This window comes from Megasphaera hominis, from assembly GCF_014269395.1.
Lineage (GTDB): Bacteria > Bacillota > Negativicutes > Veillonellales > Megasphaeraceae > Megasphaera > Megasphaera hominis.
Window position 1 is genome coordinate 1 of the sequence record NZ_JACOGK010000044.1, and the last position, 18,474, is coordinate 18,474.

At 51.6% G+C, this 18,474-nt stretch carries 21 protein-coding genes and 1 riboswitch; of the genes, 8 read left to right on the forward strand and 13 right to left on the reverse strand.

From position 1 onward, the window contains the following. Nucleotides 1-234: 234 nt before the first annotated feature. From H8J70_RS11305 to H8J70_RS11335, 7 genes are all read right to left on the reverse strand, one after another. Nucleotides 235-984, reverse strand: a complete 750-nt coding sequence (locus H8J70_RS11305) for an amino acid ABC transporter ATP-binding protein (protein WP_186504398.1) — start codon at nt 982-984, stop codon at nt 235-237. A 20-nt stretch (nt 985-1,004) separates the two neighbouring features. Further along, a complete protein-coding gene (locus H8J70_RS11310; protein ID WP_186504399.1) occupies nt 1,005-1,709 on the reverse strand; it encodes an amino acid ABC transporter permease in 705 nt (234 codons plus the stop codon). Between the two features lie 18 nt (nt 1,710-1,727). Beyond that, a complete protein-coding gene (locus H8J70_RS11315; protein WP_186504400.1) occupies nt 1,728-2,513 on the reverse strand; it encodes an amino acid ABC transporter permease in 786 nt (261 codons plus the stop codon). A 25-nt stretch (nt 2,514-2,538) separates the two neighbouring features. Then, on the reverse strand, nt 2,539-3,399 hold the full coding sequence (locus H8J70_RS11320; RefSeq protein ID WP_186504401.1) for a transporter substrate-binding domain-containing protein: 861 nt from the start codon (nt 3,397-3,399) through the stop codon (nt 2,539-2,541). A 29-nt stretch (nt 3,400-3,428) separates the two neighbouring features. Next, nucleotides 3,429-4,427 carry a uroporphyrinogen decarboxylase family protein gene (locus H8J70_RS11325; RefSeq protein ID WP_186504402.1) on the reverse strand — a complete coding sequence of 333 codons (999 nt, stop codon included), beginning with the start codon at nt 4,425-4,427 and terminating at the stop codon, nt 3,429-3,431. Between the two features lie 422 nt (nt 4,428-4,849). Continuing rightward, a complete protein-coding gene (locus H8J70_RS11330) occupies nt 4,850-5,620 on the reverse strand; it encodes an SDR family NAD(P)-dependent oxidoreductase (RefSeq protein ID WP_186504403.1) in 771 nt (256 codons plus the stop codon). Nucleotides 5,621-5,647: 27 nt separating this feature from the next. Further along, a complete protein-coding gene (locus tag H8J70_RS11335) occupies nt 5,648-6,973 on the reverse strand; it encodes an MFS transporter (protein ID WP_186504404.1) in 1,326 nt (441 codons plus the stop codon). A gap of 208 nt (nt 6,974-7,181) precedes the next feature. On the opposite strand from H8J70_RS11335, the gene H8J70_RS11340 reads away from it, so the two are divergent. The 4 genes from H8J70_RS11340 to H8J70_RS11355 all read left to right on the forward strand — a co-directional run bounded on the left by H8J70_RS11340 (nt 7,182) and on the right by H8J70_RS11355 (nt 10,473). Further along, nucleotides 7,182-8,582, forward strand: a complete 1,401-nt coding sequence (locus tag H8J70_RS11340; RefSeq protein WP_186504405.1) for an FAD-binding oxidoreductase — start codon at nt 7,182-7,184, stop codon at nt 8,580-8,582. A gap of 202 nt (nt 8,583-8,784) precedes the next feature. Continuing rightward, nucleotides 8,785-8,885: riboswitch (SAM riboswitch) on the forward strand. An 85-nt stretch (nt 8,886-8,970) separates the two neighbouring features. Next, a complete protein-coding gene (locus H8J70_RS11345; protein ID WP_186504406.1) occupies nt 8,971-9,789 on the forward strand; it encodes a MetQ/NlpA family ABC transporter substrate-binding protein in 819 nt (272 codons plus the stop codon). 121 nt (nt 9,790-9,910) lie between these two features. Continuing rightward, nucleotides 9,911-10,216 carry a thioredoxin gene (gene trxA / locus H8J70_RS11350; protein ID WP_186504407.1) on the forward strand — a complete coding sequence of 102 codons (306 nt, stop codon included), beginning with the start codon at nt 9,911-9,913 and terminating at the stop codon, nt 10,214-10,216. Nucleotides 10,217-10,233: 17 nt separating this feature from the next. After that, nucleotides 10,234-10,473, forward strand: coding sequence for a TIGR03905 family TSCPD domain-containing protein (locus H8J70_RS11355; RefSeq protein ID WP_186504408.1), 240 nt, complete (start codon nt 10,234-10,236; stop codon nt 10,471-10,473). An 85-nt stretch (nt 10,474-10,558) separates the two neighbouring features. On the opposite strand, the gene H8J70_RS11360 is transcribed toward H8J70_RS11355, so the two are convergent. Further along, a complete protein-coding gene (locus H8J70_RS11360; protein WP_186504409.1) occupies nt 10,559-11,347 on the reverse strand; it encodes a PhzF family phenazine biosynthesis protein in 789 nt (262 codons plus the stop codon). A gap of 94 nt (nt 11,348-11,441) precedes the next feature. Further along, nucleotides 11,442-12,827: an aminotransferase-like domain-containing protein gene (locus H8J70_RS11365; protein ID WP_186504410.1), complete on the reverse strand. Its 1,386-nt coding sequence runs from the start codon at nt 12,825-12,827 to the stop codon at nt 11,442-11,444. A gap of 103 nt (nt 12,828-12,930) precedes the next feature. Between H8J70_RS11365 and H8J70_RS11370 the strand changes: the two genes are divergently transcribed. Then, nucleotides 12,931-13,302, forward strand: a complete 372-nt coding sequence (locus H8J70_RS11370; RefSeq protein ID WP_186504411.1) for a helix-turn-helix domain-containing protein — start codon at nt 12,931-12,933, stop codon at nt 13,300-13,302. Between the two features lie 5 nt (nt 13,303-13,307). Here the strand turns inward: H8J70_RS11370 and H8J70_RS11375 are convergent, their stop codons facing one another. Further along, nucleotides 13,308-13,712 (reverse strand): PaaI family thioesterase, encoded by a 405-nt coding sequence (locus H8J70_RS11375; RefSeq protein ID WP_186504412.1) that lies wholly within the window; start codon nt 13,710-13,712, stop codon nt 13,308-13,310. Nucleotides 13,713-13,804: 92 nt separating this feature from the next. Between H8J70_RS11375 and H8J70_RS11380 the strand changes: the two genes are divergently transcribed. The 3 genes from H8J70_RS11380 (at nt 13,805) to H8J70_RS11390 (ending at nt 15,833) form a co-directional block, all read left to right on the forward strand. Further along, nucleotides 13,805-14,845: a PTS sugar transporter subunit IIA gene (locus H8J70_RS11380; protein ID WP_186504413.1), complete on the forward strand. Its 1,041-nt coding sequence runs from the start codon at nt 13,805-13,807 to the stop codon at nt 14,843-14,845. A 69-nt stretch (nt 14,846-14,914) separates the two neighbouring features. Then, nucleotides 14,915-15,301: a NusG domain II-containing protein gene (locus H8J70_RS11385; RefSeq protein ID WP_186504414.1), complete on the forward strand. Its 387-nt coding sequence runs from the start codon at nt 14,915-14,917 to the stop codon at nt 15,299-15,301. A gap of 10 nt (nt 15,302-15,311) precedes the next feature. Further along, nucleotides 15,312-15,833, forward strand: coding sequence for a Gx transporter family protein (locus H8J70_RS11390; protein WP_186504415.1), 522 nt, complete (start codon nt 15,312-15,314; stop codon nt 15,831-15,833). A gap of 31 nt (nt 15,834-15,864) precedes the next feature. On the opposite strand, the gene H8J70_RS11395 is transcribed toward H8J70_RS11390, so the two are convergent. The 3 genes from H8J70_RS11395 to H8J70_RS11405 are packed head-to-tail and all read right to left on the reverse strand — an operon-like array spanning nt 15,865 to nt 18,158. After that, nucleotides 15,865-16,464, reverse strand: a complete 600-nt coding sequence (locus H8J70_RS11395) for a hypothetical protein (RefSeq protein ID WP_186504416.1) — start codon at nt 16,462-16,464, stop codon at nt 15,865-15,867. A gap of 19 nt (nt 16,465-16,483) precedes the next feature. Continuing rightward, nucleotides 16,484-17,461, reverse strand: a complete 978-nt coding sequence (locus tag H8J70_RS11400; protein WP_186504417.1) for an AEC family transporter — start codon at nt 17,459-17,461, stop codon at nt 16,484-16,486. A gap of 31 nt (nt 17,462-17,492) precedes the next feature. Then, nucleotides 17,493-18,158, reverse strand: a complete 666-nt coding sequence (locus tag H8J70_RS11405; RefSeq protein WP_186504418.1) for a 3'-5' exonuclease — start codon at nt 18,156-18,158, stop codon at nt 17,493-17,495. Nucleotides 18,159-18,474: the final 316 nt, after the last annotated feature.

Consider the following 18,474-nt stretch of genomic DNA (forward strand, 5'->3'; position numbering starts at 1 on the left):
TACTTCTCCAAGTTGATTCCCTCCATGAATCTGTTGAAAACCAACACCGGATCGCAAATATCCAGAAAATCTGAAATATATAGTGGCAAAATTGCCTGTTTTGGTTTAGAATAATTAGTGGTTGAATTTTTCATTGGTTATGTAAATTTTACCACAAAAGGAGGTCCGCTGACTCGAAAGAGTCGGTGGACCTCCTTTGTTATTTGGGTCTGTGTTATTTCACAGCCCCTTTTACTATTCGTACGTATGGCACAGCACGCGATGGAGGAACTTTTTGGTCCGTTCTTCCTGTGGGTGCTCAAAAATCTCTTCTGACGTCCCTTCTTCTACGATGACCCCGCCATCCATGAAGATCACATGTGAGGCCACATCACGGGCAAACTTCATTTCGTGTGTCACGACGATCATGGTCGTCCCGTCATTAGCCAGGTCCCGCATGACCTTCAAGACTTCACCGACGAGTTCCGGATCAAGAGCCGACGTCGGTTCATCAAAGAGAATGACATCAGGCCGGACGGCAATGGCCCGGGCAATACCCACGCGCTGCTGCTGGCCGCCGGAAAGCTGGGCCGGATAATAATCCAGGCGGTCGGCCATGCCGACCTTTTCCAGCGCTTTTTTCGCCAGCTCTTCCGCTTCCTGCCGTTTCATACCCCGGCCGGTCACAAGGCCCAGGGTCACGTTTTCCAGGACGGTCTTATTGGCAAAGAGGTTGTAGCCCTGAAAGACAAAGGCCGTCTTTTGCCGTACTGTGGCAATTTCCTTTTTGCTGGGATGGCTCAGATCGATTTCCATACCGGCAAAATCCATTTCCCCGGCATCGGCCCGTTCCAAAAAATTAAGGCAGCGCAAGAAGGTAGTCTTACCGGAACCGCTGGGTCCGAGGATGACGACGACGTCGCCTTTATCGATATCCATATGTACGTTTTTCAACACTTCGAGATCACCGAAGCGCTTGCGTACGTTTTTAATTGACATTAACATGGCTGGTACTCCTTCCTGTATCAGGCTGCCCGGAATGCGCCGACATGCTGTTCTGCAAATTTATACAGGAGCTGTACAATCGTGCAGACGATAATGTAGACGAGGAACACATCCAGATACGATTCGATGTAATTGTAGCCGTACGAGGCGGCGATCTTGCCGATAGCCAGAACATCCTTTACGGTCATGAGGAAGGCCAGGGAGGTCCCTTTGATCAGGTTTACCGTAATATTGCAAATGGCTGGCAAGGCCACGACCATGGCCTGGGGAATGATGATCTTGCGGTACGTCTGGAATTCCGAAAGGCCAATGGAAACGCCGGCTTCAAGCTGTCCCTTAGGAATACTCAGAAGGGCCGAGCGGAAAACTTCTGCCAAGAGGGCGATCGTATTCAGGGAAAAGACGACGACGGCATACCAGAATGGATCGATGCTGTCGAAGACGTTGAAATTAGAACCCATGCTTTTGACGAGCATATTTAAAAAGCTCGGCAAAAGGCTGTACAACAGCAGAATCTGCAGGACAATCGGCGTGCCCCGGACGAATGAAATGTAGGCCTGCGTCAGACCGCTGCCTACACTATTCCCACGAATCCGCAGGACAGCCATATAAAAGGCTACCGGCGCGGCAATGAGCAGGGACAGTACTGTCAGGCTCAGGGTGGTGCCGATACCACTCCATATTTTGAAGAACGTATCGGCCATAAATGTATAATCCAGTTCCATAGCAGTTTCTCCTTTACCTTATCCCTGACGCTGAAACTTCTTGATCAGCGCCGGCGTCGTTTTGAAAAGTGGCAGTATCCGGCTGCGCTTCATCTGTCCGGCCTGCAAGGTCTGGCCTTTATCGAGGTGCGCTTCCAAGGCCAGGAAGCCTTTAGCCAGAAGAGTGGTCATAAGCCAATAAATAATCATGCAGGAAAGATAGATTTCAATCCCATAGGCACCAAAGTTTTGCGCAATTATCAGATTGGCCTTGCCGATGAGGTCGATGAGGCCGATCGTATAGGCCAAAGCGCCTTCCTTGAGCAGGTTGATGACAGAGTTGCCAAAGTTCGGCAGGGCGATCACTGCCGCCTGTGGCAGCATGACCTGATAGAACGCCTGGAATGGCGTCAGGCCGATGCTCACAGCTGCTTCATACTGCCCCTTGGGAACAGCCTGGTAGGCTGCCCGGAATACTTCCGAAATATACGCGCCAAAGAGGAGCGTAAAGGTGATGATGGCGAAGACCGCACGGTTTACGTCGTTCATATCGTAGGAAGTAAAGACTTCTACGAGCTTTGGCAGCCCGTAGAAGACGATAAACAGCAGTACAATGGAAGGCGTGCAGCGCATGATATACGTGTAGCCATGGGCAAGCCAGCGTGGAATCCGGTGCGTACCCATTTTTGCCTGTGCCAAGATCATGCCGAAAAGCGAACCGAGAATGATACTGGTTACGGCCACCAGCAAGGTCACAGACAAGTAGGACAAAAGGTCCGGCATGGTTGTAAAAATGACCGATGGATCAAAAGGTCTTGTATTCACTGTGCACTCCTCCTTTTCTTTCTTATTACTGATTCATATACTGGGACAGGCTTTCACCAAAGTATTTCTGTTCCAGTTCGGCAATTTTGCCTTCATCCCGCAGTTCCTTGATAGCCTTGTCGTAATCGTCGGCCAGCTGCTGGTCCTTCTTGTTAAAGAGCGCGTACGTCGGGATGGCCTTGTAACGGAGATAGGTCAGCTGATCGGCAAACTGATGATACGGTGCGTCCGGTTTTTCGACGTTGTTCTTGTAGCTCAGTTCGACTTCCAGGTAGCCGTCGTAGCGTCCTTCCATAACCCACGTATAGGCGTCGGCAATTTGGAAGGCTTCCGACGATTTCAGCTGAATCTGGTTATCCGGGTGTTCCTTGTTGTACTGTTCGATAACGGAGTAACGGGCGTCCTGCGGTGCAATCGGTACGAGCTTGCCGCTGTATTTGGCAAAGCTTTCCATGTTTGTCACTTGGCTGGCTTCATCCTTGCGGATAACCAGGCCGATGACGCTGGCGCCGAGATATTCCTTCGGGAAAATGTATTTCTTTTCCCGGGCCGCTGTCTTCCAGATGCCCTTCGTGCCGATATCGTATTTGCCCGATTCTACACCGATGAGGAGGTCATCGTCAGAGGTCGGTGTAAACTTCCAGTCATATTGGGGCAGCTTCTTGGCGACTTCCTTCATGACGGCTACTTCAAAGCCATCGGGTTCGCCTTTATCGTTGACGAAATCATAGGGTACGTAATAGTTCGTAAAGGCTACGTTAACGGTCTTTTTCTTGCCATTGTCTGCGGCGGCATTATCGCTCTTACCGCAACCGGCTAAGGCGGCTGCGACGACCCCTACGAGAGCTGCTGTCAAAATAGCTTTGCTGAGTTTCTTTATATTCATGGTGTATTCCCCCGTTTTCTGTAAAATACTTATTTTGCTGCTTCGCGGACCCATTCAAAATGTTCCCAGTTGGTATCGCGCGGTACGGTGCAATCGGCGCCGATAATAATGCCCTGACGGCCTGCGCCCTCAAGGATCTTTTTCGTTTCTGCCTGGATTTCTTCCTTCGTGCCGGCATAGAGCACTTCTGTTTCCAAATTGCCAAAGCCGCCTAAGGCTGCGCGCTGGCCAAAGATTTTGCGGCCTTCTGCGAGGGGCACGTCTTCGACGACGACAGCCCAGTTGATGGTCTTCACGTCGTAATCGGCATACCACGACAGGTCATTGCGATGACCGTGCCAGCCGCAGATGTGCAGGATATTGTAATCGCTGACGCTGTTGGCAGCGGCGAGGATTTCTTTTTCCCCCGGTGCAAAGACCTGGTCGTACACGTCCTTCGTAATACCTTCGCCGAGAAGATTCTGGAGGCTCAGGTAAATGCCTGTCACACCGCCTTCTGTAATCAGGCGTTTGGCAAGTTTTGCCAAATCGCCGGAAATGACATCCAGGCCCTGACGGACAGCCTGGGGATCTTCGCGGACGAGCTGAGCCAGGTATTCTTCGCTAGTGCTGATATCGTCACGCATGAATTTGATTGTCGTGCCGGCGCAGAAGACATTGTAGAACATGGCCAGGTCGGCGCCGTATTTGTCGGTCAGGCGTTTGGCATAGGCGATCTGCGTCGTAAACCAGGGATCGTCATCAGCCAGAGGCTGGATGTGCTTGAAGTCCTCTGCCGTTTCCAAATGCTGTACTGTCTTGTTTTCATACGGGAAAAAGCCATCGGTCATGATTTTGACAAAATCCGGTTTGGCCGTATCAATATATTTCGTCTGGCCTTGAAAGAGTTCTTCTATAAATTCCGGATGCTCGAAGGAATTAGAATGGATTTCATCTTTTAAAAAGTGAAACCAAAAACCAACGGGTACACGGTCGGTTGCTTTGTTGTCCATGGCTGCCAAAACTAATTCTTTTTTGCTTTGTGTCATCGTTAAATCCCCCTATTATTGCGTGAAACTACTCTATTTATTATTTGTTACATTGGTGTGACCTCGATATATACCGGGAAAAACGCACAAAAAAACACCGTCCCTATGACAGAGACGGTGGTCCGCGGTTCCACTCTGCTTACAGCATACACTGATCTATACTGTATCTCGATACCCGTAACGGAGGCTTTTCGTGCGGATCTACTTGATTCGACCCGCCCGCTCGCGGAGGCATTCCAGCGTAAGGAGTGTACTGCAGGAACTCTCAGCCTTCGATTCCCGCTCTCTGTAAGACCCCGTTACGTGTACTTGGTCCGGTCTTGGCGTTTCCAATGTTTACGAGTATAGTACACTTTAAATGAACTCTTGTCAAGTATACTTTTAATTTTTTAGAATCTAATTCAACTTTAATACAAATAGTATTATTTTCCATAAGAATAACCGGGATTCAGGGTAACACTACGGCCGCCCGATACTTCGATGGCCGTACTGGTCATGTAGCTGGCCTGAGAACTTGCCAAAAAGACGATAGGCCCGGCAATTTCTTCAGGTGCTGCCGGCCGGTGCAACAAACACGTCTGTCCTTGTTTTACCAAGTCCTCTGGCCTGATGGTAGCCTTCACGAGGGGTGTCACGGTAAACCCCGGCAGGACTGCCGTAACGCGTACGCCCTTGGCGGCAACCTCACCAGCAAAGGTATTGGTAAAGCCGACGACAGCCGACTTGAGCGGACCGTACAGGGTAGCCCTGCCGGACGTAGCGCAGCGGGCTGCTAAGGACGCGACATTGACGATAACGCCGCCCTGTTTTTCCAAGTAGGCAATGGCTGCCTGGCTGCCCATGACGACGGACTTGAAATTGACCGCATAGGTCCGGTCAATTTCCTCGCCGGTATACCAGTCGTCGTGGCGCGCAATCGTCGCGCCTACATTATTGACCCACACATCCAGGCGGCCAAAATGATCGTAGACGGCTTTGGCAAAGGCATAGACCGCGTCTTCCTGCGTCATGTCACAGGTCTGTCCGAAGGCCCGCGGGCCTAATTGTGCCAGTGCCTGATCCAGCACGGCCTGACGGCGGCCACAGACGGCAACGTACGCCCCTTCTGCCAGAAACTGCCGGGCCGCGGCAAAACCAATACCTTCCGTACCGCCTGTAACGACGGCTACTTTATCACGTAAACCTAAATCCATACTAAAATCCCCTTTCTCCTCGCCGCCTCAGCGCTGCCAGGACGCAATCATAGCTAACACACAAAAACCTGCCAAAAACAAAAACGATACATGTACAGCCGTCAGCACTGCCGCCGTATACGGCGTAACGACCAGGGTCATTTGCGCAAAAACCAAGGTTACCAGCGCCATGCTCATGGACTGGCCGGCATGGCGGACAAGAGCCAGAATACTGGCCGCCGTACCCTGAAACTGCTCCTTCATAGACCCCATGATGGCGGCATTATTGGGTGCCCCAAAAAGGGCCGAGCCAATCCCCGTAAGGACCAGGAAGGCGACGATACCCGGCAGCTCCACCTGCGGCGCCCAGGCCAGGCCGGCAAGGCCTACGGCGGTAATAGCAAGGCCTGCAGACGCGATGAGCCGCGAGCCGTAAAGGTCGGCCAAGTGACCGGAACGGCGGGACAGGAGGGCCATCATGACGGGCTGGGACAGGAGCACAAAGCCGGCCTTGGCCGGTGTCAGGCCCAGGACGAGCTGCAAATACAAGGACAGCAAAAAAGTAATTGCATAGGTAGCACTGTACTGGATGAGCGCCGCCAGGGAGGAAAAGGAAAAGACCCGGTTGCGGAATAAAAAGAGCGGCAAAAGAGGATGACGGGAATAGCGTTCATGAACAATAAAGCAGACCAGCAGGGCCAGGCCCAGCCAGACAGGCCAGCTGTGTTCGGCATATGCCGAAAGGCCATAAAGAAAAATACCAACTCCGCTAATACAGAGGGCACTGCTCACGGCATTGACGAAGGGCGCTGCTGTACCATACCATTCCTGACGAAGCGTACAGACCAGCAGCCAGGCCCCGCCTGTAACCAGAGCAGAAATGATAAAAATACTGCGCCAGCCAAAGAGACCGGTCAAAAAGCCGCCCAGCACGGGCCCCAGGGTCAGGCCCAAATAGGTCAGTGCCACAGCCGTTCCCAGCGTAAGTCCCTGATGCTGTTCATCCGTCGTCGTCAGAAGCAGCGGCATGTACGTAACATAGACAGCAGCCAAGGCTGCCCCTTGGAGCAGCCGGCAGGCAATGAGGCTGCTCAGGCTGGGGGCAAAGGCCGCAGCGAGCGTACAAATGGCAAAGGCCATGAGCGCTGCCGCATAGACCCGGCGCCTGCCATATACGTCGGCAAACTTGCCTAAAGGCAATAAAAGCGAGGCCGTACCGATGAGATAGGCCGTCACTACCCAGCTGACCTGCTCTGCCGGTACGCCAAAACCGGCAGCCACCTGTGGCAGGGCAATGGTCAGGCCCGTAGACAAGAAAGGTCCTATAAAGCTGATGAAGGAAATAGAATAAAAAAGCCGTCGCGACGTCTGCATAGTATCATCCTTTCTTTCCCTTCATTATACTAGATTGTCATGCTTTTTGCCGTAAAAAAAGTTATCTATTACGTCCTGTTTTTAGGCATTGCCTGTGCCCGGTCAGATTATTTTCTCGAATTCCGTTCGAATAGCTTTCCCTTTTCAGAAAAAAAGTGTTAGAATAATAGCCAGAATTTATTTATTCTTCACCTAGGAGGCAGGCCTCATGCAGACATACAACCCAATTACGCAAGAAATCGTCGATAAATTAAAAGCCATTACCGGCCCGTCTTATGTCAAGACGGACAAAGATATTCTGGTCCAGTACCAGACAGACTACGAAAACGACCCGCAGAAATTCCACATGCCCGAAGCGGCAGTACTGCCGGCCAATGCCGAAGAAATTTCTCAAATTGTAAAACTGGCCAATGAATACCACTTCCCCATTACCGTCCGCAGTGCCGGCACCAGCCTGGCTGACGGTGCCATTCCTGTTTACGGCGGCCTTGTTCTCTGTATGGAACGGCTCAATAAGATTATTGAACTGAATGAAGAAGGCATGTACCTCACGGCCGAAGCAGGCGTACGTACCTTAGATATTCAAAAAGAAGCCAAAGCCCACGGCCTCATGTACGCCGGCGACCCGTCCAGCGCCGAAAGCTGCATGATCGGTGCCAACCTGGCAACCAACGCCGGTGGTCTGCGGGCCGTCCGTTACGGTGTTACACGTAACCAGGTTTACAGCCTGGAAATGGTCACGCCGACAGGTGAAATCGTCGAATGTGGCGGCATCCTGAAAAAATGCTCTACCGGCTATGACCTGGAACAGCTGATTATCGGTAGTGAAGGCACCTTAGGCATTATTACCAAAGTGACGGTACGCCTGATTCCCTTGCCGCCGTATCACTTCGATGTCCTGGCTATCTATACGGATCCGCGCCAGGCCCTGTATATGGTGCCCCAGCTGATGAAAGCCGGCATCGATCCGACAAGTGTAGAATACATGGACAACTCGTACGTCCGCGATACAGCCGATTATTGCCATTATTCGGATATGCCCCATTATGAAGATGGAATTTACGTCATCATCACTGTAGAAACCTTCCGGGAAGACGAGCTGGACACCAAGATGGAAACGGTCTGCAATATTTGCGAAGAAACCGGTGCTGTCGAAGTCCTCGAAGCTGACGACCGCATTTGGAATATGCGCCGCAACATCCAGAATTCGTGCGAACTGGTCAGCAAGGTATTTCTCACAGACGACGTCGTCGTGCCAGTCCACAAAATCGCTCCGACCATTGAAAAGATCATGGAAATCGGCGAAGACTATCCCTTCCAGGTCAAAATCAATGCCCATATTGGCGACGGCAACCTGCACATCGTTCTTTGCAAGGTCAATATGACCGACGAAGAGTGGGCAGCCAGTGTCGATAAATTCCATCACCAGGTCTATGAATACGCCTATAGTGTCGGCGGCCGCCTGGCCGGTGAACACGGCATTGGCGCTAAGAAGCTGCAATACATGGAAGAATTTACACCGTCAGGCGAACTCCAGGTTATGAAGACCATCAAACGGGCCATGGACCCCAATAACATCCTCAACCCGGGCAAGCTCTTCAACGCCTAAGCACCACCGTCCAACAGAATGTCATTCTAAACACCCCGGCAAACCGGGGTGTTTTTTCTCTGCAAACGCGCAATTCCTTGTACAGGCCTGGCGTTTCCCCCGTATGGCAGCTATTTTGTAGAAGGAAATACTAGAATGTTTCTAAAATAGATTGACAGCGTCCGCAATTCATGATAGGATACAACCTAACAATAAAACTGTCGTTTCATCCAGAGCAGTCGAGGGAGTGGCCCTATGACACTGCGGCAACCCCCACCCGGGAAGGTGCTAACTCCAACGGAAGGTAATTCCGGCAGATGAACAGCTATGCAACTGCAGGCCGTCATCTGAATGACGGCTTTTTTGTTACGAATACATATTACATAATTTTTGAGAGGGGTATGACTCTATGAAATCATCTATTAAAAAGCTTCTCACAGCCGGCCTCATCGCTGCTATTTGCGTCTTTGCCGCGGGCTGCGGCTCTAACAGCGACAAAGCCGCTGCTGACAAAGAAATCAAAGTAGGCGTAACTGCCGGTCCGCACGCTGAAATCATGGACCAGGTAGCCAAAGAAGCAGAAAAACAAGGCATCAAGATCAAGGTCGTCGAATTCAACGACTACGTACAGCCTGATAAAGCCCTGGCCGATAACGACCTGAACATGAACTCCTATCAGCATCAGCCGTACTTGGACAATATCATCAAAAAAGAAGGTTTAAAGCTGACTTCCATTGGCAAGACCATTCTCATGCCTATGGCTGTATACTCGCATAAATACAAGAACATTGCCGACGTAGCACCGGGCAGCAAAGTAGCCATTCCGAACGACCCGTCCAACGGCGCCCGTGCACTTCTGCTCCTGCAGCAGGCCGGCCTGATCAAATTGAAAAACGGCAACTCCATCGAAGCGTCTGTCGCTGACATTACGGAAAATCCGAAAAACCTGCAGTTCATCGAAATCGACGCCGCCCAGACACCGCGCTCCCTCGACGATACGGACCTGGCCTGCATCAACACGAACTACGCCATTCCTGCCGGCTTGAATCCCCTCAAGGACTCGATTCTCGTCGAATCGCCTGATTCGCCGTATGCCTGCGTCATGGTCGTCCGCACAGGTGACGAAAACAACGAAACGTACAAGAAGATCCTCGATATTTACCACTCCGATACGATCAAGAAATTCATTAACGACAAATATCAAGGTTCCATTATCCCGGCCTTCTAAGGTATTGACAGCTCTTGCGCTCCCGTTTTTCGGGAGCGCATTTTTTCGCGCATATGTCAAAAATATGTGTTATAATAAAAACGATCAGAAAAACATCAAGCCGCTAAAAGGAGTGACCACTATGGAAATAACGATTACGAAAGACAACTTCGATCAGGAAGTCCTGCAGTCTGATAAACCTGTATTATTGGATTTTTGGGCCGTTTGGTGCGGTCCGTGCCGTCTCCTGGCGCCGACCATTGCGGAAATCGCCACGGAACATCCGGAAATCAAAGTAGGCAAGGTCAATGTAGACGAACAGCCTGCCCTGGCCGAACAGTTTGGCGTCATGAGCATTCCTACGCTCGTCGTCTTTAAAGACGGCCAGCTCTACACGACATCCGTCGGCGTGCAGCCCAAAGAAAGTATCCTCGCCTTACTGCCCTAAAAGGAGGCAATTCGTTCATGTATTCGTACACACCGCGTGGCATCTGCGCCACACAAATTGATTTCGACATCAAAGACGGCTGCGTCCACAACGTTTCCTTTACGCGCGGCTGTCCCGGCAACCATCTGGGCCTCGCCGCCCTGGCCGAAGGCATGCCCGTCCGGGACGTCATTACCCGCCTGGAAGGCATCCGCTGCGGTGAACGGGACACATCCTGTCCGGACCAGCTGGCCCAGGCTCTCAAAGCCTACGTCTGATATAGCAAAAAAGCCCGTACGTCACACGACGCACGGGCTTTACCGTTATATGCGGAAAAAAGCAGAAAAGGACACACAGCCCTGCCTAGTCTTTTACGCCAGGTATCTTGAGGTCTGCTTCCGAATAGAGGGCTGCATAGCCGGCCATGGCCAGGCGTCCCTGCTCCAAATGGCAGTAGAGTTCACCGCCGCGCTGCGATGCCTGGTAGGCTTTGAGGTCCTGTTTTCCCAATTTGTCTGCCATGATGGGGATAATATGGCAGTGTCCGGAGCCACAGACAGGATCCTCCGGTACTTTTAGCTTCGGTGCAAAAGAACGGCTGACACAATCGTATGCCTTCCCCAGGGCCGTAATGTGACACAAGAGACCATCGAGAGCGGCGATTTTTTCCTGATCGGGCCGGCACTCAAACACGTCCGTTTCATCAGGGACGACACACACCAGGTCGCGGGCCATATAGGCTTCTACAGGACGCACGCCCAGGGCCTCAGCCATAGCGTCCGTCACGGCGACAGGTTTCATTTCGTAGGCCGGGAAATCCATGGAAAGGAGATCACCGTGGCGGCTGACGACGAGCTTACCGCTCAACGTTTCAAAGACGAATTCTTCCCTGTCCGGTTCATAGAAACGGGACAGGACATAAGACGTGCCCAGCGTGGCATGGCCGCACAGATCGATTTCGCCCCCCGGCGTAAACCAGCGCAGGCGGTAGTGGTCCCCTTCTTTTACGGTAAACGCCGTTTCGGACAGGTTATTTTCAATGGCAATGCGCTGCATGACGTCATCTGGCAGCCATTCCTTCATGACACACACGGCAGCCGGGTTGCCCTTGAACACTTCCTTTGTAAAGGCATCGACAATGTAGCATTTCATGATGTATACCTCCTTTGGACTTCTTGTTTTCCCTTTTCTTCATCTTAGCACAGAGAAAAGCGCCATACAATAAAAGAATTGTATGGCGCACACATTAGTCTTCAAGAAGCCCTTTGATCGTCGTCAGTGCCTGCTCCAGCTGGTCCAGATTACGCGGCGCACCGATGGCCAGGCGTACACCTTCCTGCCAGGGCTTGCGGCCTACGGCAAAATGCTGCGCCCCGAGAACGCGTACGCCATGCCGTAAAGCTTCCCGTTCAAATCGCTCACCGGTCCAGGCTGCTGGCAGGACGAGCCAGCGGCACAGACTGTACCTGTCGCCAGCGACGGCAAAGCCGGCCAGGATGCGCTCTGTGAGTTCATTGCGCCGCACCAGGCTGGACTGACGTTCCCTGAGGATGGCCTCATATTCTCCGGAGACGATAATCCGGTCTGCTAATTCCAAAAGGAGTGCCGACTGGGCCAGTTCCAACGTTTCCAGAACCTGTTCTATCTGCCCCTGCCACGGTTCCGGGACTGCCATATAGGCCAGGCGCAGGGCCGGCAGGATGGTCTTGGAAAGGCTGAGGATATAGACGGTCCGTTCCGGCGCCAGGGACTGTACAGGCGGCACGGGCCGCGGCAGGAGCAAACTGGCAATAGCATCCTCCACGATGACCAGGTTCTTCTCACGGGCTATTTCCGCCAGCATTTGCCGGCCGGCATGGGAGAGTATATGCGTTGTCGGGTTCTGAAAATCCGGTGTCACGTACACGCCTTTGATATGATAGTCACTGATAGCCTGGAGCAGACCGTGCCGGCTCATTTCCCCATTCGTTTGATTAATGGGTACAAGGCGGATGCCAAAGAGGCTGGCAGCACGTTTCAGTCCCGGATAGATCAAGGGGTCGACGCCGATACGGTCCCCGGCTTTGAAAAGAGCCGGCAAGATGGCTGCCAGTGCATTCTGACCACCCAATGAAATGAGAACATCCTTATTCTCCGGCAGAAGCGCTCCGGCCTGGCGTAAAAAGGAGCGGGCGGCATCCTGATGGCGTACTTCTTTAGGATTACTGTATTGGTAAAGGTGGCTGGCAGATGCTTCCTGCAGCATCTGCTCCAATATAGCTGTCACGCCGTCCTGAGGCAGCGTTTCCGGCATCATAGAACCCATTTCAATGACCGTCTGTTGCCGTTCCGGCGCGACGGAAAGGCACGTGCGGGCATCATATGCGACGAAGGTTCCCGACCCGACAGTACTGGTCAAAAGGCCCTTATTCGAGCATATGCGAAAGGCCTTAGTAACCGTACTGACGCTAATATCGAGAAAATCGGCCAGTTCCCGCTGGGGTGGCAGCTTCGTCCCGGGACGCAGGACACCACTGGCAATATCCCGGGCAAGCTGCGCAGCCAGTACCCGGTAGAGAGGCTGGGGACCGGCCTCCCGTGGCAGAGCAGGTTGCCATGACATGGGATAATCGGCAAAGGAATTAACAGGCATAAAAAGGCTCCTTCCGGCACGGCCAGCCGTCAAAAGTGGCACGCCGGCCCTGTTTGTGCTACACTTAATAGCAGACAAAAAAACAACGAAAAGGACGATCACCATGAAAAATGATATCAAAAAGCAGCATTTCAGTCACCACCTGCAGCAGCTGCTGCAGGACCATGGCCTGACTAAAAAACAATTTTGCCAGGAGTTAAAAGTAAAGCCGTCGACGCTCAAAGCCTGGCTGGCTGAAGAAAAGTGTCCCCGTGCAGACCGCGTCAAAGACGTAGCGGCCTACTTCCAGATCACGCCGGAAGAACTCCTTGGAGAAACAGGCGAACCGGCAGTTAAGGCTGTTGCTGAAGTATACCAGCCGGAGAAGGATCTCGTCGCGCTGCTCCGCCTGCTCATGGAGCTGCCGCCGGAACAACTGCGCAGCGTCGCAGCCTTTGCCGAATTCATCCACACCCGCCCGGCTGATAAGGCCTGAACCGCTTATTTGGCGCTCATCATCTTGGCCTGCCCTTCGGCAACGACGGTACCGTCGTCCTTGGTAATGACCCCGGTCATTTCGTAGAGACGGCCCCGCTGCTTTTCCAGGTGGCCGGAAATTTTGATGCGTTCACCGATCCGCACGGCCTGGCGGAAGCGCACTTCTATTTTTGCCGTATACGCCGGCCTGCCCGTAAGCTTAAAGATATAATCGCCCATCACTTCATCTAAGAGGGTACTTACGAGGCCGCCGTGCATGCGGTCGTCATAGCTTTGATGCTGCCGTTGGGGTGTGAAATAGGCCCAATTGCCATCACTCCCTTGTTCCATATGAAGATGTAAGCCCATAGGATTATCTTTGCCACAGGCAAAGCACCAGTTCGTTTCCCTTGCTTCTTTCTCTGTCATAACTGTCTCTCCTCTCTTCTTTGTATTTATTATACGCTATCCTGCCAAGGGCAAGAAGAGGGGAATTTTTCTCTTCCTGCGAGGTAGTTTTTATGATTCTAAAACATATTACGTCTTTCCTGCACAGCCCCGGCACCGAGCCGCCCGGAGAGGCTGTAGAAAATACCGTATCTGCTGCTGCACCCCCGGCTGCGCCCGAGCCGGACTACAGTTCCCTTGGCACCGGCCTGTCCCTGCCCTTTGCGTCCCCGTTTACAGGCACGCTGCAGGCGATTACAAAAGCACCGGATGAGGCCTTTGCCCAAAAGATGACTGGCGATGGCTTCTTTGTCTATCCCCGGGAGGATACGGTGTACGCCCCTTGTGACAGCGAAGTGACTTTCGTCTTCGACACACGGCACGCCATAGGCCTCACCGGTGACAACGGCGTAGAATACCTGCTCCATATCGGTATCGATACGGTCACCCTGGACGGCGCCGGCTTTACAGTCTTCGTCACAGCCGGGCAGCACGTCAAAAAAGGCGAAAAGCTCCTTACCTTTGATGCCGGTCTCATTCGCAGCCGTGGCTTATGCGACGCCTGTATCTGTGTCTTTACGGATCTGCCGGAATCATACGAATTACACCTCGCTGCAGAAACAGATGTACAGGCCGGAGCCTTGGCAGCAACGCTGACCTATCCCAAGGCCTATGGGCTTTATTCGCCCTGCACGGGAATCCTGCAGGCCATCACGGATGCACCGGACCCGGACGTCGCCAAAAAAATTCCTGGCGATGGTTTCCTCGTATATCCGGAGGACTGCAGCCTCTACGCACCGTGTAACAGCACGGTTTCCTTTGTCTTTGAAGAAGGCCATGCCCTGGGCATGATCACCACGGATGGCGTAGAATATGTCCTCCACGCCGGCATCGGTACAGCCCGGCTGCAGGGCGAGGGCTTTACCGTCTTCGTTCAGGACGGGGCAGTCGTACAAAAGGGCGACAAGCTGCTCACCTTCGACCAGCCCTTTTTAAAAAGCAAAGGGTTCTCTGACGCCTGCCTTTGTCTCTTTACGGATTTACCGCCAGACCGTCCGGTTCATCTGGCAGCCTCCGGCAGGGTGACAGCCGGCAGTCTCGTTGCCTGGTTCTAATTTTTACAGCACCGCCGTTTCGTGTTATAATCGATGGACAGTCTTTTCATTTCCCCCAAGGAGATCCGTATGATCAAAAAATGGGATATTATCCTCATTGTGACACTGCTCCTCTTATCCTTCCTGCCCGAAGGAATTTTCCTGGCTACTGGCAGTGGTACAGAAAAAAATACAACCTATGCCGTCGTCCAGGTTGATGGCAAAGAATATAAAACCATTCCCCTGACGGGACACCATGGTACAGATACCTTTACGGTCCAAACGCCGCAAGGCTACAACACCATCGTCGTCAAAGACCAGGAAATCGGTATTGTCGACGCCGATTGTCCTGACCAGATTTGCGTCCACGAAGGCTTCTTATCTAAGCCCGGCCAAACCAGCGTCTGCCTGCCCCATAAAGTTATGATTGAAGTCCGTTCCGATGATGCCGATCCGGACATCATCCGGGCCCGCTAGAGGTACCTGTATGAATAAAACCTTTCGTCTCATCGTCCTGGGTCTCTTTGTCGCCCAGTCCTTAGTCCTTTATATTGTAGAAGGCATGCTGCCCGTCCCCTTTATTGCCCCTGGGGCCAAGCTGGGCCTGGCCAACCTGATCACGGTCATCGCCCTGTATTCCTTGCCGCGCAAACGGGATGTCTTTCTCATCCTGCTCCTGCGCGTCGTCCTTTCTACAGCCTTCGGCGGTGGTATTAACGCCTTCTTCTACAGTGCTGCCGGCGCCGCTTTCAGCCTGTCCAGTATGATCATCCTGCAAAAGACTGGGAAATTCAGCCTCATCGGCGTTTCTACGGCTGGTGGCATTTTCCACAATTTAGGCCAGGTTCTCGTAGCCAGTGCCGTCGTGCAGAATATCAAGATTCTCCTCTACCTGCCGGTACTTACCGTAGCGGGCACAGGGACAGGCATACTCATTGGCCTGACAGCTTATTTTACATTGAAGCATTTACAAAAGTTACCGCTTTATCAGCGCTTGCAAGAAGCCTAAAAAAAGACGCCTGACGGCGTCTTTTTTAGGCTCATTTCGTAATATGGACGGATTCAATGATGTCATCAATGGCACTTACATTTTCTGACTCGACATCACAGGCCACGAGGATAATCCACGTAGCACCGTTATGGGAAAAGCCGAGCAGCTTGGCCTTCATCCGTTTGTCACCGGCTGTAAAGGTAAAGGTTTGCAGCACGGCATGTTCCCCGGAAACGCTCGTCGTTTCCGATTTGACAGAAATATTTTCTGCGTCAATCTTATTCAAAATAGCCGTAGCCGCATTTTCTATATTCTGGCTCAGGCGGTAACTGATATCCTGTCCGTTATCAAGGCCCAGGTCACTATACATTTGGTTGGCATCGATGGTCGACGTATAAATGCCGATATTCAGGCCCTGGTTGATTTCCCCATAAAAGCGCTGGCCTTTCAGATAGCGCTGTGTCAGCGGATCGAGGGCTACAGGAAGAGGCAGTTCATGGGCTTTTCCCGGCAATGCGATCGTAATCTGTGAATCGATACCATCAATACGTTTTTCTGATAAGTTCACGGTCTTGCCACAACCAGCGAGAACAAAGCATACGAGCAGGCCCAGCACCAGGGCTGGCCAAAATCGTCGGATAGCAAGCATAGGCACGCTCCTTTACGTACTATTTAAACGGTAATATACCGGCATGTACGAGAAAATAAAAGGCCGGATATAAAATAAAGACGTAGACGACAGTCGTCGTAATAAAGGCTGACATGGCCAGATTTACATTCAGATCGTACAGGCGGACGGCAAAAAGGGAGTTAATCGCCGTGGGCATAGACATGAGAACTAACAAGGAACCGATCAGTACGGGATCCGAAAAGACAAACGTGCTCAATACATATATGATGGCCGGCGTAATCAGCATTTTTATGGGGACCAGGTCCAGCGTCTGCTTATAATACTGCTTGAAAGAAGAAAATTCAATCATAAAGCCGATGGGGATCAGGCCCGACCAGGCAGCAATGTGAATGAGCGCATCCAGAACCGGTGTCAGAACCGCCGGCCTGGGTACGCCGGAAGCGTAGAGACAAGCCCCGATGACCATACCGACAGCGGGCAGCTGGTTCCAGTTAATAAAGATATGGCGCCAGTTCATTTGTGACAGGCCGCCGACGGCACAGCTTTCATCACTGTATTTATAATAGGCTCCCAGCGGGAAAGCAAAGCAAAAGGTAATGATATTCTGAAAGACTACGACGAGCTGCGAATAGGCAAAGGCCCGTTCGCCGTACATAATATAGCCGCATAAGCCGCCTAAGGTCCCTAAATTCGTCAGCATGGCAGCTAAAATATAACTGCCCCTGTCAGCCGGACGGGCAAACCGTTTCTGCAAATGAAATAAATAAATGATGCCAATAGGAATAAAGGCATTGAGGACCATCGAGACCGGCAGGAAGATCAATTCTGTCCGCAACGGCAAGGCCCAGAAGGTCAGTATCGTAAGCAGCGTCGCAATGACAGTAATGTTGATACGGATCAGCAAATTGCATTGTTTTTCCGTAAGAAAATGCTTTTGCTTGCACACATACCCTACGGCCAAAGGCAACACGACATCAATAAAAATGAGAAGTAAACGTAAACCAACTGCACTCAAGGAATTCCCTTCTTTCCATCAAATAGTATACTCACCGTCTTGCTTTTTGAAACGCTTCAGCAAGGGAAAAGGTCAGTGGTTCTGATGGGGTCGTTACCTTGATAATAGCTTCCATTACCTTGCGGAACTCATCCTTCTTCTTAGAGAGTGTATAGAGTTTTGCCGTATTCCGGGCATCCCAAAGGGCGTCGTGCATTTGGCCGTCAAAGGTCTCTCCTGTCGCCGTAACGGCCTTATCGAGGGAAATGACATTATCCAGGCCCAGGAGGTTACAATAAATCTGCTGAAAATTTTGCCAATGATCCAGCATCCAGGCGACGGCGTCTATTTTCGTATTTACTTTTTTCAGGCGCAGTTCATTATTGAGCTGGCGCCAATCATTTTCGCTCCACGCATACATTTCGTATTCGTTCTCTTCCGGCTCATTGCACCAGGCCAGAAAACGCCGGAATACGGGGACGAAGGTATCCGCTTGCTGCAGCATAGCCATGGTAATACCTGTCAATTCCTGGCAGGTAGCGTCCATTTCCGTCGCATACTTAGGGCGGACGTATTCTTTAAAGCTACTGATTTCCTGGTCATTTTCATCTAGTTTGACAGCGCCTATTTCTATAATTTCACCAGGACAAATTTTACGCAGCTGCCGATGTTCCTTATCAATGGGATTCATTTCAAAATCCACAAAAACCGCTTTCATGAGAGTCATCCTATCTTCTAAAATTTGAAGTTTACAGGTATGATTATATCACACTGCCTCCATTTCGGCTATTGTCGCGCAGGCACGCCTAGTAAAAAAAGGGAGTGTGACAAAATGCGAAAGCATTTTGTCCACTTCCTTTTTTTCATGCTCTTTTTCCTTTTTTAGAGAATGACCTTTGAAAAATGGGCGCAAAGCCCCTTTCCCCATAAAGCAGTATTTTTACAGTTTATGCGGATTTCTGCAAGCGTAGTTTTTTATTGTGATATTTATAGAGGTTATGTCCGATGGAAACCAGGAAAATCTCTAATCGAAC